Origin of the sequence: Streptomyces sp. 8N616, from assembly GCF_052246385.1 — a bacterium.
GTDB lineage: Bacteria > Actinomycetota > Actinomycetes > Streptomycetales > Streptomycetaceae > Streptomyces.
The window spans coordinates 66214-81438 of record NZ_JBQQBY010000024.1 but is presented as its reverse complement, the minus strand read 5'-3'; the positions used below and the strand labels follow the sequence as shown (position 1 = coordinate 81438).

Annotated in this window: 11 protein-coding genes and 1 pseudogene; 8 read left to right on the top strand and 4 right to left on the bottom strand. The window is 73.3% G+C overall.

Annotated features, from left to right (window positions below):
- Positions 1–10 precede the first annotated feature (10 nt).
- Positions 11–250, top strand: a complete 240-nt coding sequence (locus ACTWQC_RS22280) for a DUF397 domain-containing protein (RefSeq protein ID WP_443317542.1) — start codon at positions 11–13, stop codon at positions 248–250.
- Positions 251–265: 15 nt separating this feature from the next.
- Here ACTWQC_RS22280 and ACTWQC_RS22275 read toward each other — a convergent pair whose 3' ends face one another.
- Positions 266–994 (bottom strand): leucine-rich repeat domain-containing protein, encoded by a 729-nt coding sequence (locus ACTWQC_RS22275; protein WP_443317541.1) that lies wholly within the window; start codon positions 992–994, stop codon positions 266–268.
- A gap of 146 nt (positions 995–1140) precedes the next feature.
- Between ACTWQC_RS22275 and ACTWQC_RS22270 the strand changes: the two genes are divergently transcribed.
- A complete protein-coding gene (locus tag ACTWQC_RS22270) occupies positions 1141–1539 on the top strand; it encodes an ACT domain-containing protein (protein WP_443317540.1) in 399 nt (132 codons plus the stop codon).
- Positions 1540–1655: 116 nt separating this feature from the next.
- Positions 1656–2156: a hypothetical protein gene (locus ACTWQC_RS22265; protein ID WP_443317539.1), complete on the top strand. Its 501-nt coding sequence runs from the start codon at positions 1656–1658 to the stop codon at positions 2154–2156.
- 78 nt (positions 2157–2234) lie between these two features.
- On the opposite strand, the gene ACTWQC_RS22260 is transcribed toward ACTWQC_RS22265, so the two are convergent.
- Both ACTWQC_RS22260 and ACTWQC_RS22255 read right to left on the bottom strand, forming a co-directional pair.
- Positions 2235–4241, bottom strand: coding sequence for an N-acetylmuramoyl-L-alanine amidase (locus ACTWQC_RS22260; RefSeq protein ID WP_443317538.1), 2007 nt, complete (start codon positions 4239–4241; stop codon positions 2235–2237).
- Between the two features lie 292 nt (positions 4242–4533).
- Complete coding sequence (locus ACTWQC_RS22255) at positions 4534–5658, bottom strand: aminoglycoside phosphotransferase family protein (RefSeq protein ID WP_443317537.1); 1125 nt, start codon at positions 5656–5658, stop codon at positions 4534–4536.
- Between the two features lie 234 nt (positions 5659–5892).
- Here ACTWQC_RS22255 and ACTWQC_RS22250 point away from each other — a divergent pair, with 234 nt between their 5' ends.
- Positions 5893–7374 carry a DNA-binding protein NsdB gene (locus ACTWQC_RS22250; protein ID WP_443317536.1) on the top strand — a complete coding sequence of 494 codons (1482 nt, stop codon included), beginning with the start codon at positions 5893–5895 and terminating at the stop codon, positions 7372–7374.
- 129 nt (positions 7375–7503) lie between these two features.
- On the opposite strand, the gene ACTWQC_RS22245 is transcribed toward ACTWQC_RS22250, so the two are convergent.
- Positions 7504–9021, bottom strand: coding sequence for a PP2C family protein-serine/threonine phosphatase (locus ACTWQC_RS22245; RefSeq protein ID WP_443317535.1), 1518 nt, complete (start codon positions 9019–9021; stop codon positions 7504–7506).
- A 329-nt stretch (positions 9022–9350) separates the two neighbouring features.
- Here ACTWQC_RS22245 and ACTWQC_RS22240 point away from each other — a divergent pair, with 329 nt between their 5' ends.
- The 4 genes and pseudogenes from ACTWQC_RS22240 (at position 9351) to ACTWQC_RS22225 (ending at position 15127) form a co-directional block, all read left to right on the top strand.
- The gene (locus ACTWQC_RS22240; protein ID WP_443317534.1) at positions 9351–10778 is read left to right on the top strand and encodes a HEAT repeat domain-containing protein; all 1428 of its coding nucleotides are present in this window, start codon (positions 9351–9353) and stop codon (positions 10776–10778) included.
- Positions 10779–10878: 100 nt separating this feature from the next.
- Complete coding sequence (locus tag ACTWQC_RS22235) at positions 10879–12027, top strand: glycosyltransferase family 4 protein (protein WP_443317533.1); 1149 nt, start codon at positions 10879–10881, stop codon at positions 12025–12027.
- Between the two features lie 80 nt (positions 12028–12107).
- Positions 12108–13235: pseudogene (locus ACTWQC_RS22230) on the top strand (glycosyltransferase); the annotation flags it as partial.
- A gap of 932 nt (positions 13236–14167) precedes the next feature.
- A complete protein-coding gene (locus ACTWQC_RS22225) occupies positions 14168–15127 on the top strand; it encodes an SGNH/GDSL hydrolase family protein (RefSeq protein WP_443317532.1) in 960 nt (319 codons plus the stop codon).
- Positions 15128–15225: the final 98 nt, after the last annotated feature.

Sequence of the window (15225 nt, the reverse complement as noted above, 5' to 3'; positions counted from 1 at the left end):
GAGCACGGACGTGGCCGACAGCACCACACAACAGCCGCCGGCGGGGTTCAAGAAGCCCAAGCTCGACCTGAGCAACGCCGAGTGGCAGTCCAGCAGCCAGGGCACGGGCGATGTCCAGATCGCCTTCGTCGAGGGCTATATCGCGATGCGGGACGGCCGCAACCCGGAAGGACCAGCACTCATCTTCACGCCCGGGGAGTGGCGCGCCTTCGTCCTCGGCGCGCGCGACGGCGAATTCGACCTCACCTGACGCGCGCGGAGAACCTCAGGTCAGGACCACGCACCCGCGCCGCGCCAGCTCATCGAGCAGGCGGGGCGCGGGTGCGATGTCGTTCCAGCGCAGATCCAGTTTCTCGAGGGCCGGGAGCCCGGCGAGCCAGTCCGGCAGCGCGCGGATGCGGTTGCTCCGCAGATCGATATGGCGGAGCAGGGGGAGACCCGCCATCGCATCGGGCAGTCCGGTCAGCGAGTTCTCCCGCAGGTCCAGATGCCGGAGCTCGGTCAGCCCGCCGGCGCTGTCCGGCAGCCGCACGAGCCCGTTGCCGCGCAGCCACAGCTCGCGCAGTCTGCCCAGCGACCCGACCGACTCCGGCAGGTCCTTCAACCGGTTGTGCTGCGCCCGCAGTTCGACGAGCCCCGACATTCCGCCGACGGTGTCCGGGAGCCGGGTGAGGGCGTTCTCGCCGATGTTGAGGTAGCGCAGCCGCGTCAGCCGCCCCAGCGACCGCGGCAGCTCCGCCAGCCGGTTGTCGTGCAGATAGAGATACCGGTCCAGGCCGGTCAGCTCGCCCAGCTCATCGGGGACGGCGGTCAGCGCGTTGTGCCCCAGATCGAGGGTGTGCAGCCGGCGCAGCCGGCCGATTCGCGGCGAGATCTCCGTCAGCCCGTTCTCCGCCAGGATCAGCACCCGCAGTTCCGTCCGCAGCCATACGGAGTCGGGCACGGTGCCGAGCCCGCGCCGCCAGTGGTTCAGCTTCTGCGATGTCACCGCCACAGCGGCATCCCCCTCTGTCCCGCGGAAGAGACACGGTCTTCATCGCCGACGGCGAGGCTAGCACCGGCTGCTAGCGCCCGCCGTGGCGCCGCGGCCGCCCCAGGGACCGCGGCAGGCGCGGCCGGGCAGGCCTAGGGTGGAGGACCGTGACGGGTGAACGAAATCTGGCGCAGCTGCTCAGCGGCATGCGGCCGCGCCTCAACCCCGGGCGGTACGTCTTCACGTCCGTGCAGGACGGGCCCCCGGAAGGCACCGCGCCCCTCGTGACCGTGGCCGAGGACGAAGGGCTGACCCTGGTCGTACGGCAGGAGGAGGCCGATGCGGCAGGGCTGCCCTATGACTATGTGGCGGGCTGGATCACCCTGCGCGTTCACTCGGCGCTGGACGCCGTCGGGCTGACCGCCGCCGTCGCGGCCGAGCTGGCCGAGGCGGGCCTCAGCTGCAACGTCGTGGCGGGCTTCCACCACGACCACTTGTTCGTGCCGTACGACCGTGTCACGCAGGCGGTCGAGCTGCTGGACGCTCTCGCGGCCCGCTCCGTCTAGCCCTGCAACCCCAGGTCCGCGCCCAGGTCCGCGCCCGGATACGCCCTGCCGGCCGGACACGTCCGGGGCCGCCCGCCCGGGAACGCGTGCGGCATGCGGGCACGTACCATGTCCGCATGTCGTTCCTCCGCCGCCGCAGCGCTGCCACGCCCACCGGGCCGGACTTCGACGTCCTGGCGATGGACCCCAGCGACTGGCCGGGCAATCTCGGCGCGGGCCTGCTGCCCGCCCCTGACGGCAGCTGCCAGGGCGTCTTCCTCCGCTACGACCTGTTCGGCGGGCGCGGCCCGGCGATGATCATCGGGAATCTCCCCGAGGGATCCCCGGCCCGGGAACTCGGCGAGGGCCAGGCGCCGTTCGAGGTGGCGCAGCTGCTCGCCGCGCTCGGCAACGACGAGCCGGTGCATGTGGTCGAGACCGAGGACACGCCGGTGATGCAGGAGGACAACCTCCTCATCGTGAAGCGCATCAAGCTGTCGGAGGAGCGGATCTCCTGCGTGCAGTTCGACCGCAGCGACGGCGTGCTCGTCACCATCGCCAGCTGGGACCGGCCGATCACGGAGGATCTGTACGCCCTGCTCAAGCCGTTGCCCGCGGAGATGTTCCAGCAGCGCTGAAGCGACCGGAAACAGCCGTGAACAGCGGCGAGCCACCGCCCGGCACCCCGGACGGCGGCTCGTGTCCATGTGCATCCGTCAGCTGGAATAGCGCAGGGTCACGTCCTCGGCCTTCACGAACGCCACCCGGTGCCCGAGCTGGATCTGGTAGTACTGCTGCTTGCCCCGCACCACCTTGTGACCCGACGGGTCGAAGGTGACGGCCCAGTAGTACTCGCCCCGCGTCTTCAGCCCCATGGCGTACGTCTGGCCCGCCAGGACCTTGTACGGCAGCGGGTCGTGCGGCTGCACGGGGATGCCCTCCGGGTAGGCCTCCTTCTCCGGGTAGGCCCTCCCGTACACCGGGACCTCCTTCGTCCCGGCCTTCGGGGTCACGACCCACCCCCGGGACGGCACGGCCACCGGCTGCGTCCGCGGATTGTGGAACCACGCCTTCTGGCCGAGGTACCAGATCGCCGTCCAGTCGCCCTCGCTGCCCGCGACCGCGTACTGCTGGCCCGTGGACGCCCGGGCTCCCGTGTCGTTGACCCCGGTCGTCGAGGCCGAACCGTCCGGCCGCAGCCCCGCGTCCTTCACCAGCGGCGCGTCCTTCCGCGGCTCGGTGTGCAGCCGGACGGCGCCAGAGCCGTGTGCCGGACAGGTCTCGCCCGCCTTGGTGCAGCCGGTGTAGACGGGCTTGTTCTCCTCGTACTCCGGCAGGATGGTCACCAGGCCGCTGCGCGCGCCCGCGGTGGCCCGCACCGGCGCGTCGATCAGCTGGAAGTAGTGGGCCCAGTCCCAGTACGGCCCGGGGTCGGTGTGCATCGCCGGGATCGTCATCCTGGTCGGACCCGGGACGTTGTCGTGGCCCAGGATGTGCTGGCGGTCCAGCGGGATCCGGTACTTCCCCGCCAGGTAGCGCACCAGCCGCGCCGACGTCCGGTACATCGCCTCCGTGTACCAGGCGTCGGGCCGCGTCAGGAAGCCCTCGTGCTCCAGGCCGATGGACTTCGAGTTCACGAACCAGTTGCCCGCGTGCCAGGCGACGTCCTTGTTGGCCACGTGCTGCGCGATGTGTCCGTCGGAGGAGCGCAGCGAGTACTGCCAGGAGACGTAGGTCGGGTCCTGGACGAGCTTGAGCGTCGTCTCCCAGGTCGCCTCGGTGTCGTGGATGATGATGTAGTCGATCTTCTGGCTGCGGGGGCGGTCGGCCTTGTCGTGGTTGCCGTAGTCCCGCTCGTCTCCCTCCCCGAACTCCTCGTACGGCGCCGGGATCCACTCGCAGGACACCGCCCTCGGGCAGTCCGCCTTGCCGGCGTCCGCGTCCGCGGACCGCAGGTCGGGCCCCCTGGTCCGCGCGGTGTCGGGGGCCAGGCCGGGCGAGGCCGGGAGGACGATGCGCTGCCCGCTGTCGGTGGTCCGCGACTCGCCGCCGCGGATGACGTCGAAGACGTCGGTCGCGTACCGGGACGCGGTGGCCCGGTCGTCGGCGCCCGAGTAGCGCGCCACCGCGCCGTACCACTGCGCCGGGTCGCCGCCCAGCGGCAGGCCGAGCTTCTTCTGGGCGGAGGCGAGCAGCGCGGCACCGCCCCGGATGTTCGCGGCCGGGTCCTCGCGCAGCTCGCTCGGGGCGATGCCGGTCAGAGAGGCGGCCCGGTCCACGGTGCGCAGCCGGGCCGGAAGCTCGGAGGGCTCGGGTACGTCCTCGGGCAGCGCCCTGATGGGGCGGGAGCCGTCGCCGCGCGGGTCCTCGGCGCCGTGGCTGTGGTGGGGTGCCTCGGCCAGGGCCGTGTATGCGTCGGTGAGATGCATCGGGCCGTAACCGCCGGAGACGCTGGGCGCGCCGCCGTGCGTGTCCCAGCGGGACTGCAGATACGAGACGCCGAGTAGCACGCTCTGCGGCACCCGGTACTGCTCGGCCGCCGCGGCGAACGCCCGCTGCAGGGAGCCGGGCGCACCGGGAGAACCGGAGACGGCGAGGGTGGACGTCGCGGGCGGTGCGGCGGAGATCAGGGGGAACAGCAGGGCGGCGGTCGCCATGGCGCCCGCCGCCCGCGGCATACGGCGGCGCTCGGTTCTCGCGCTGTCGGGAGCGGATCCTCGCATGCAGCCTCCTCGGGCCGGGCTGCCAGGTGATGCGCAGACAGATGGGTGGGGGTGAACCCGACTAGAGCTATCGGTTGCCCGACGATCCGTCAATCGTGCCGCGCGGATGGAACATCGCACGTCACGCACTATCCCGAGGGTTTGCGGATGGGGTTGCTCCGACCTGCGGCACTTCAGTGGAGTAGACCACTAGTGCTACGGCGTCATGGTCCGGACAGCACCGTGCGGCGCGCCCGGTCCACGGGCACGCCGCACAAGTGCTGTCGTCCTCTACCCCAGCACGCTGCTTCCTTCAGCGGGTGCCGACGGCTGCCCTGACGGCCCGGCGGGCCATGGCGCAGTCGTCGTAGAGCCTGCGCAGCAGCAGCCGTTGCTCCTCGCCCGAAGAGCCGGGCGCACCGGTCACCGCCGGAGCCGGGTCGTGCATCGTGCGCTGCACGGCCGTCTCGTAAGTGCGGATCTCCCGGGTGAGCACCAGCATCAGGTTCACCAGGAAGGCGTCCCGCGCTGCCGGTCCCGGGGCCTGGGCCAGCTGGCTGATCTGGCGGCGGGCCAACGGCGCGTCCCCGAGGACCGCCCAGAGGGTGGCCAGGTCGTAGCCCGGCAGATACCAGCCCGCGTGTTCCCAGTCGACCAGCACCGCCCCTGCGGGGGACAGCAGGAAGTTCGACAACTGGGCGTCGCCATGGCAGAACTGGCCCTGGTTCTGCTTGCCCGACGCGTGCGCCACCCCGTGCAGCAGCTTCTGCAGGTCGCCCATGTCACGGTCGGTGAGCAGACCGAGCTCGTGATAGCGCGTCAGCCGGCTGGCGTAGTCGATCGGCGCGTCGAACATGCCGGGCGGCGGCCGCCACTGGTTCACGCGGCAGATCGCGCCCAGCGCCGCCCGCACATCGGCACGCGGCGGAGGCTCCGCCGGATGCCGCTGCAGCGAGGCCACCCGCCCCGCCATCCGCTCGATCACCAGGGTGCAGTTCTCCGGATCCGCGGCGATCAACCGGGGCACCCGCACGGGCGGGCGGTGCCGGACGAACGCGCGGTATGCCGCTATTTCGTGGCGGAACCGTTCTGCCCAAGCCGGGGAGTGGTCCACCAGGCACTTCGCGACGGCGGTGGCGCGGCCTGTCGTGCCGACGAGCAGCACTGAGCGGCCACTTCGCCGGAGCACCTGCACGGGGTTGAACTCCGGGCAGATCCGGTGCACCGACGCGATCACGGTGCGCAGCTGTGCGCCCTGGGAGCCTGACAAGTCGATTCTCCCGCTGAGCGGCCCAGGCCCGAGCCCCGGTGCCCGCCGAGTGCGCCCGCCGATCGCCGCCCCCGCGGCGTGTGTGGGGTCGAGATACGGGCCACCGCCGGTCTGCTGCGGGCGGTAGGGCCGGGTCGGGGCGGACACGGAGGACGATGCTGCGTACATGGGAGATACAGATCCCTTCGCGTGCCGACGAGGTGTACGCGCCCCCGGCACCGGAGGACGGACCGCACCCTGGGGAATGCGGTCCGACCGCCGGGGCGGGGAGGCGCGTTTCTAACAGACACCCGGCCGCGGGTGGCACACCATCTGGCGGACCCTGGCGAACCCTGGCGAATAGTCGCCTGGCCCGTGACTGGCCGTTACTGTCAACTCAGCCGAGGAACCTGGGGGCTTGACGTGACCAAGGAACCCAACACCCGACTCTCGGATCTGTTCGGCCTCGCCGGCTGGTCCAAGGGCGAACTCGCGCGGTTGGTCAACCGGCAGGCGGCAGCCATGGGTTACCCGCAGCTGGCGACCGACACCTCGCGGGTGCGGCGTTGGATCGACACCGGCGAAGTGCCGCGCGATCCCGTGCCGAAGGTACTGGCGTCCCTGTTCACCGAGCGACTCGGCCGTGTCGTGACCATCGAGGACCTCGGGTTCGCCAGGCACGGGCGCGCAGGGAAACGGCAGTCCGCCGACGGACTGCCGTGGGCACCCGACCGGACCGCCGCGGTCCTCACCGAATTCACGGGAATGGACCTCATGCTCAACCGACGCGGCTTGGTGGGCGCGGGCGCCGCGCTCGCCGCAGGCTCAGCACTCACCAGTGCCATGTACGACTGGCTTCACACCGACCCCGCCCTGGCAGCCGACGGCCCCCGCATCGGCGACCCCCTGAGCGCGGATCCCGCAACCTTCGACCGTTACGAGGCGGCCCCCGTGGGCTCGCAGGAGATCGAGGCGCTCGAGCGCTCGGTCGAGGTCTTCCGCGCCTGGGACGCGGCCCGCGGCGGCGGACTGCAGCGCAAGGCCGTGGTCGGCCAGCTCAACGAGGTGGGCGGCATGCTCGCCTACCGGCACCCGGATCACCTCCAGCGCAGGCTGTGGGGCGTGGCGGCCAACCTCGCCGTGCTCGCAGGCTGGATGTCCCACGACGTGGGCATGGAGCCGACCGCGCAGAAGTACTTCGTGATCGCGGCCCACGCGGCACGGGAGGGCGGCGACCGGCCGCGCGCCGCGGAGGCGCTCTCCCGCGCCGCCCGCCAGATGGTGCACCTCGGCCGCCCCGACGACGCTCTGGACCTGATGAAGCTGGCCAAGTCCGGTGCCGGCGAGGAGACGCTGCCGCGGACCCGCGCCATGTTCCACACCATCGAGGCCTGGGCGCAGGCGTCGAAGGGACAGGGCCAGGCGGTGCGCCGCACGCTGGGCGAGGCGGAGGAGCTCTTCGTCTCGGACAAGCGCGATGTGCCGCCGCCCAGTTGGATGCAGCTGTTCAACGAGGCGGATCTGCACGGGATGCAGGGGCTGGTCTACCGTACGCTCGCGGAGCACGAGCCGACGGCCGCGGCCATCGCGCAGAACCACGCCAAACAGGCCCTGGACATGCGGGAGAACGGCCGTCAGCGTTCGCAGATCTTCGATCACATCTCGATCGCCTCGGCGTGCTTCATCGCCGACGATCCGGAACAGGCGGACAGGTACGCCCGGATGGCACTGCTGAGCATCGGAGACACCTCTTCGCACCGCACATGGGACCGGCTGCGCGAGATGTACCGGCTGACCGGGCGCTACGGCAGCTACTCCAAGATCGACGACCTGCGCGAGGAGATCCAGCAGGCGCTCCCGAAGGCCCCCGGCAAGGGCGCCAGGGGAAGGATCACGGGCGTATGACGGGGTTATCCACTGCACTCATCGGTGGATAACTCGGTGGATAACCCCGCCGGTGCACACGTACGAGTTCGTGCCCGTACGAGTATTGGTGCGCCTACGAGTTGGTGCTGCGCATGTCCCGAGTCGGTGCTAGGAACCGACCCGGGCGACCAGCACGCACGCGTCGCACTCACGCTCTGCGTCGCCGAACTCCTCGGCCATGATCCGTACGCACTCCTGGGCACTGCGGGCCGCCGACAGCCGCGGTGCGAGGCCCAGCAACCGCTGCGCCCCCGAGGAGTTCTCGTCCGAGCCGGTGAGTTCCGTGCGGGGCGGCAGTCCCGTGCTGGGCGTCAGTTCCGTGCTGGGCGTCAGTTCCGTGCTGGGCGGCACGAGTCCGTCGGTGTGCAGCACCAGTACGTCGCCGGGGTGCAGTTGCTCCTCGGCCTGGCCGTACGCCGCACCGGAGGCCGCACCGAGCAGCACCCCTTCCGGCGCCGGCAGCGCGCGTCCCGTCCCGTCGCGGAACAGCAGCGGGGCGGGGTGGCCCGCCTGCGACCAGGTCAGCGAGCCGGTCCGCGGGTCGTACCGGCAGCAGACGGCGGTGCCGAGCGCCGGCTGGGAGGCGGCGTCGAGCAGGTGGTTGAGGCAGCCCATCACCTGTCCGGGCGCCACGCCGGCGACGGCCATGCCGCGCAGCGCGCCGAGCAGCATCGCCATGCCGGAGGTGGCGGTCACGCCGTGCCCGGTGAGGTCGCCGACGCTGAGCAGCGTCCGGCCGTCGGGCAGCGGCATCGCGTCGTACCAGTCGCCGCCGATGTGAGCGCTGCTCGCGGACGGCAGATAGTGGGCGGCCACGTCGAGACTCGCGGGGCCGGTGTGCGGGAACCGCAGGGAGCCGCGCCACGGGGGCAGTACGGCCTCCTGCAGCTCCACCGCGAGCCGGCGCTCGGTCTGCGCGAAGTGCCGCAGGCGCTGCAGGGAGTCATGGGTCTCGTGCACCGCCTGCTGGCTGCGCCGCAGCTCGCTGACGTCCCGCAGAACGGCCCACATCGAGGCCGTACAGCCGTCGGCGTCGAGCACCGGCTCGCCCATCATGTGCACCGTGCACTCGGCGCCGTCGGGGCGGACGATCCTGAACTCCCCGTCGATCGGCTTCCCTTCCACCAGGCAGTCGGTGACCATCGCGGTCAGCTGCGGATGGTCGGCGGGGAGCACGACCGATGGCAGCTCATCCAGGGAGAGTGCCCCGTCCTCCGGGGCGCGGCCGAAGATCCGGAACAGCTCGTCCGACCAGTCGACCTCATCCGTGAGGAAGTTCCACTCGGCGCTGCCGACCCGGCTGAGCAGCGAGCCGCGGCCGGGCTGCTGGGGCACACCGGGCAGCGGAATGGCCGCGGCGACCGCGCTGTCCGGCACTTCGGGCTCGGGCGGAAGCCCTTCGCGCAGCTGCCCGAGCTGCTGGCCCAGGTCGTCGAGGTGGTGGACGGCGAGATCGCAGAGCGCGCGCTGCCAGCGGAGCCGGGGGTCGTCCTCGTCGGACCAGGTGTCCCGGCGCACGGCGTCGACACTGCCGCGCAGTTGGCGGGTCTGCGAGATCAGCGCATCGACCGAGCCGCGCTCGGGCGGCTCGGCGGCGGAACTGTCCGCAAAAGTGGGGGACGGCATCGCGTACTCCGATACATGCACGGCCGACTCTGACGGAAAGGGCCGGTTACGACTCTTGCACAGGGAGCGACGGCCCGTAAGGGATTTGGCAACACCCGTTTCGGTGGTGCTTCCGGCATATGTCTCAGGCCTCCTGGCCCGGGTCCGCCCACGGGTCCGCCCCGGGTCCTCGGGGCTCCGCGGAAGGCTTCCTTCCGGGTAGGCTGCGGCCCTCGGAGGCCCCGGAAATCCGCGCCGTTCACCAGGCGTGGACCCCGTGGTCACCGGCAAGGATGCCGGTCACGGGAAATCCCGTTGCCAGCGAACCCACCGCACCGGATGCTGACCTCATGTTCGATCCAGACATAGCGCCCAGTGGCACCCTGCTCGGCCTCCTGCAGCGAGGCCGCGGCGACGGGACCCTGCACGCCCTCGCGGCCCCGCGGGCCGAGGCGCTCGCCGCGCTGCACCACTGCGTGCTGCACGACCCCCGGCGCGACTGGCAGATCGAGAACCGCTCCCTCTATTACGCCCGGCTCTTCCTCGACCTGGACGGCGGCCTCGACGCGATCGAACAGCACCTCTTCGACCCCGACGACCTGGTGGACACCGGTGAGGAGCGCACCGGCCTCGCCCTCGCCGTCCTCGGTCACCTCGCCTCGTACGGCCGCGAGGACGCCCTGCTGCTGCTCCGCCGCTACGCCGCCACCGGCTCCAACTGGACCTGGGCGCTCGACGAGCTGGCCCTCCGCGACGACGACGCGGCGCTGCGGGCCCTCGGCGGTCCGGTCCTCGCCCGGTTCCCCGGTACCCGTGAGGGGGAGGCCGAGCTCGCCGCCGCCGTGCGGGACGCCTTCGAGCCCCGTCCGTGGCGGCTGTGGGCGGAGAACCCGGACGACCCGGCCGGCGCCGCCCGGGTGCGCGCCGCCGGGGAGCAGGGGTGCTTCGACCGCTGGCAGCGCCAGCTCCGGCCGAGCGGGCCACGCCCCGGCTGGAGCGTCCGCGAGGTCCTGGAGTGGGCCCAGCAGGGCCTCGACCAGTACCCCGCCCAGCCCCGCCATGTCGCCGCCGCCCGCTGCCTGGCCGCCGTGGCGTCACCGGACGACCGCCCCGAGATCGTCGAGGCCGCCCGCGGCGGTCCCGACGGCGCCCGCTGCACCGCCCTGCGCTTCCTCGCCGAGCAGCAGGATCCCGAGGCCCTCGACCTGCTCGACGCGGCCGCCGCGAGCCCGTCGGCCGTCGTCGCCGACGCCGCCGTGACCTCCTTCGAGCGCATGCGCAGCCTGGCGGCCCTGGAGCGGGCCCGCGGCTGGGCCCGCCACACGGACGCGCTGGGCAGAGCCGCCGCCGCCATGCTCGCCTGCCGGGGCGGCCACAAGGACGCCGACCTCGTCCTCGCCGCGCTGCGCAGGACCGTACGGACCGAGGGCGCGGACGCCGACCACCTGTGCGCGCTGATCGACGGCACCGGGCGGCTGTCGATCGCCTGCGCCGCACCCGTGCTGCGCCATATCTACCGGGAGACCGCCTCCTCGCATCTGCGCGGCCGCGCCGCCCGCGCCCTCGCCGCCACCGACCCGTCCTTCGCATCCGGCTTCGCCGTCGAGTGCCTGTGGGACTGCGAGGAGACCACCCGGGAGCTGGCCGCGCGCCACGCGGCGACCGGCGACAAGCGGGTCGTCGAGCAGCTGCGGCGGCTGGCGGCCGATCCTGCCGAGGAAGCGGAGGTCCAGACGGCCGTCCGGAGCCGCATCGGGCCCGATATGCCCGCCGTTTGACGACACCGGCAGGGGGCGTGGTGAAAACGCTCATGGGACGTTTCACCGGGGGAAAGATCCACGACGCCCGGTAAACGCTCCAGACGTCGACAACACCCGTATGCGTGTCGTCATCGTCACCGAATCCTTTCCGCCCGACGTCAACGGCGTGGCCCACTGCGCCGTACAGACCGCCCGGCATCTCGTCCGGCGCGGTCACGAACCCCTGGTGATCGCTCCCGCCGTGCCCGCTGCCCTGCAGGAGGCACCACCGGCGGGACCCGATGGCCTGTCCATCGACCCGTGCCCCGTCGTCCGGGTGCCCTCGATTCCGCTCCCCGGCTACCCGCAGGTGCGGGTGGCGCTGCCGAGCCGGCGGCTCGCCGCGTCGCTGGCCGCGCACCGCGCCGACGTCGTCCACCTCGCGAGCCCCTTCGTCCTCGGCTTCCGCGGCATGGCCGCCGCCGCCAAGCTCGGCATCCCCGCCGTCGCCGTCTACCAGACCGACCTGGGCGGCTACGCCCGTACGTACGTGGGTGCGGGCGAGGCGGCGGCCTGGCGGCGGATCCGCTCCGTGCACAAGGCCGCCGACCGCACTCTGGCCCCGTCCTCCGCCGCCGTCCGTGACCTGGTCGAGCACGGGGTGCCCCGCGTCCAGCTCTGGCCGCGCGGGGTGGACACCGAGCGCTTCCGGCCGGACCTGCGCGACCACGAGCTGCGCCGCTCGCTCGCCCCCGGCGGGGAGCTGCTCGTCGGGTACATCGGCCGGCTGGCGCCCGAGAAGCACGTCGACCTGCTGGCCGCGGCCGCGATCCCGGGCGTACGGCTGGTGGTCGTCGGCGATGGGCCCAGCGAACCCGGGCTCCGCACGGCCCTGCCGGGCACCACGCACTTCCTGGGCCGCCGCACCGGCGACGAACTCGCCCGCATCTTCGCGTCGCTGGACACGTTCGTGCACACCGGTCCCTACGAGACCTTCTGCCAGACGGTGCAGGAGGCCATGGCCAGTGGGGTGCCGGTCGTCGCACCGGCGGCGGGCGGACCGCTCGACCTGGTCGACCACGGCCGTACGGGCCTGCTGGTCGCGCCGCGCGACGCCGGCGCCGTACGGGACGCGGTGCGGTCGCTCGTGGCCGACCCCGCGCTCAGGGCCGAGTACGGGAAGGCAGGCCGCGCGGCGGTCGAAGGGCGGACGTGGGAGGCCGTCGGGGACCGGCTCCTGCGGCACTACGCCGAGGTGATCGCGGCGCGTACGGCGGTGGCGGCATGAGCGGGCCGACCACGCGGATGGAGACCGGGACGGCGGCGCGGCCGGGCAACGAGCCGGTGACGCAGCCCGGCGGCGGGCCCATGGCGCTTACGGCCGGGCTGCGCATCGTCCGGGTCGCGAACTTCGTCACCCCGGCGTCGGGCGGTCTGCGGACCGCACTGCGGGAGCTCGGCGCGGGCTACAGGGCGGCGGGGCACGAGCCCGTGCTCGTCATCCCCGGTGAGCGGGAGAGCGACGAACTCACCGAGCAGGGACGGGTGATCACGCTGCCGGGACCTGTCGTTCCCGGCACCGGCGGCTACCGGGTCCTGACCGACCGCCGGAGCGTGGCGCGGCGGCTGGAGGAACTCGTCCCGGACCGGCTGGAGGTGTCCGACCGCACCACGCTGCGCTGGACGGGGGAGTGGGCGCGCCGCGCGCGCGTGCCCGCCGTGATGGTCTCCCACGAGTCCGTGGACGGGGTCCTCGGTACGTGGGGTCTGCCGGAGGGGCCGGCCCAGCGGGTGGCCGACCGGCTCAACCGGCGCAGCGCGCGGGCCTATTCGCGCATTGTCTGCACGACGGCATGGGCGGAGCGCGAGTTCAGCAGGATCGGCGCACGCAATGTCGTACGCGCTCCCCTCGGCGTCGACCTGGAGGCGAGGCGGCCGGACGCGGGCAGCGCCGCGCTGCGCGCCCGGTACGCGGCTTCCGGCGAGACGCTGCTCGTGCTGTGCTCGCGGCTGTCGGTCGAGAAGCGGCCGGGCATCGCGCTCGACGCGCTCGCCGAGTTGCGCGGGCGGGGGGTGCGCGCGGTTCTGGTGGTGGCCGGGGACGGGCCGCTCCGGTCCCGTCTGGCCGAGCGCGCCCACACGGAGCGGCTGCCGGTGACCTTCCTCGGGCACGTGGGGGAGGTGGCCGAGGTGGCGGCCCTCCAGGCGTCGGCCGATGTGTGCCTGGCGCCGGGGCCGGTCGAGACCTTCGGGCTCGCCGCACTCGAAGCGCTGGCCTGCGGCACGCCGGTGGTCGCGAACGCGGCCTCCGCCCTGCCCGCGATCATCGGCTCGGCCGGCGCCGTCGCGCCCGGCGAGGGGGCCGCCTTCGCCGACGCGGTGCAGCGGCTTCTCGACCTCCCGGAGGCGGACCGCCGCGCGGCGGCCCGCGCTCGGGCGGAACGGTTCGGCTGGGCCGAGGCGGCGGAGGCGTTCCTCGCCGCCCACGATGCCGAGTTCCGGCCCCTGCGCGAGGCGGACGACAGGGGCGCGGACGCGGGCGCGGACGTTGCGGGGGTCGCGGATGTCGCGGGGGCGGAGGTCGCGGACGTCGCGGGGGCTGCGGACGTTGCTGACGTTGCGGCGGCACGCTGCACGCCCGGCACCTGGGCCGCCCCGGCGGCGGGAACCGGCACTGGGAGCAGCACTGGGACGGGAACGGGGACGAGCACTGGGACCGGAACGGGGACGAGCACTGGGACCGGAACGGGGACCGTGGGCGACGCGACAACCGAGGGAGCCGCCGCATGACCCGCCACGCCCGCGCCCAGCCGCAGCAACCCGCGGCCGCGCAGAGCCCGGCAGCCCCCGTACCGACCGCAGCCGAGGCACATGCCGTCCGGGCGACGAACGGGCCCGCTCCGGCGGGTGCCTGCGATCAGCTGCTCCGGGAGGCCGTGCCCCACGACGGGCCGCCCGACCCTGGCGATCAGGCCTCCACGCATGCGAGCGCGTGTACCGGTGTCGGTGCCTCGCGAGCGGCGTCTGAGTCCGCGCTGTCGGCCGACTCAGCGCCCCATCAGACCGCCGGCCCCCGCGCGCGTGGGGCTGATGCCGCGTCCCGCGCGGCCGCGGGTGGCTCGTCGCAGGCGTTCGGGCGGGCCGTGGTGAATGGTTCACCGGCAGGTGGGGTTGTCGGTTCCGGCATTGGCGACGATCGGGTGGGCTGTGGGGAGGGTGCATCCGCCGCCCCTGCACGTGCCCGGGCTGCTGTCGGTGCCCCGCAGCAGGCGGTTGCGCCTGCGGCGTGGGCTGGTTCTGCGGCCGATGAGGTTGGGGCCCCGCGCGCGCGTGGTGCTGATGCCGCGTCCCGCGCGGCCACGGGTGGCTCGTCGCAGGCGGCTCGGGGTGCGGCGGCGGGTGGTGAGTCGGCCGGTGGAGGCGACTTCGTGCCGGGCGGGCAGCGGGCCGTACCGCGCGCGCGTGCGGCGGCCCAAGCGACACGCGCGCGTGTCGCCGACGAGCGCTCGCCGCAGGCGATCCGGTACGCCGCGCTCGGGGATTCGCTCACCGAAGGGGTCGGTGACCCCATCCCGGGCGGCGGTTGGCGCGGGTGGGCCGCGCTGTTGGCCGGCGGGCTGGGGGAACGGGCCGAATTCGTCAACGCCGCGCGCAGCGGGGCCCTCACCGCCGATGTGGCGACGGAGCAATTGACGCTCGCCCTCGACCACCGCCCCCACGTCGCGTCCGTCATCGCCGGCGGCAATGACACCCTGCGTGCCAGCTTCGACATCGACCGGGTCGCCGACCACCTCGACACCGTCCTGCGCACATTCCACGCCAACGGCACCGTCGTCCTCACCGCCTGCCTGCCCGACCCGGGGCGGTTGCTGCGCCTGCCCGCGCTGCTGGCCCACCCGCTCGCCCGGCGCATGCAGGCGGTCAACACCGTGGTCCACGCGCTCTCCCACCGCTACGGCGCCCTGCACCTGCACGCCGCCGCACAGCCGTGGTTCGCCGAGCGCGCCGCCCTGAGCGTCGACCGCCTGCACCCCAACGAGCTCGGCCACCGCGCCCTCGCCCGCCAGTTCCACGCCCTGCTCACCGAGGCAGGCCTCACCGACAGCCCGCCGCCGTCCGCCGAATCCGACACCCCCGCCCCCGGCCGTCTGGCACAGGCCCTGTGGATGGCCACCAAGGGCACCCAGTGGGTGGTGGCCCGCTGTCAGGACCTGCTGCCCGACCTGATGCGGCTCGCGGCCGCGGAGGGCAGGCACCGGCTCGCCGGGACGGCCGCGGTCCTGGACCTCCGCTCCCACCGCGCGGCCCTCCACGCCCTCGCCGCCCTCGCCCCCGCCCAGCCCCTCGACACCTCGGCGAGCGAAGGGGCGTACAGCCTCCGTGCGTGATGTCCGGAGCCTGCATGGCAGTGAGAGGTGGCAGGTGCATGGCGGCCCGCAGTTCCGTGGGGGGCCCGCAGGTCCATGGCGGCCGATCCCCACCCGCC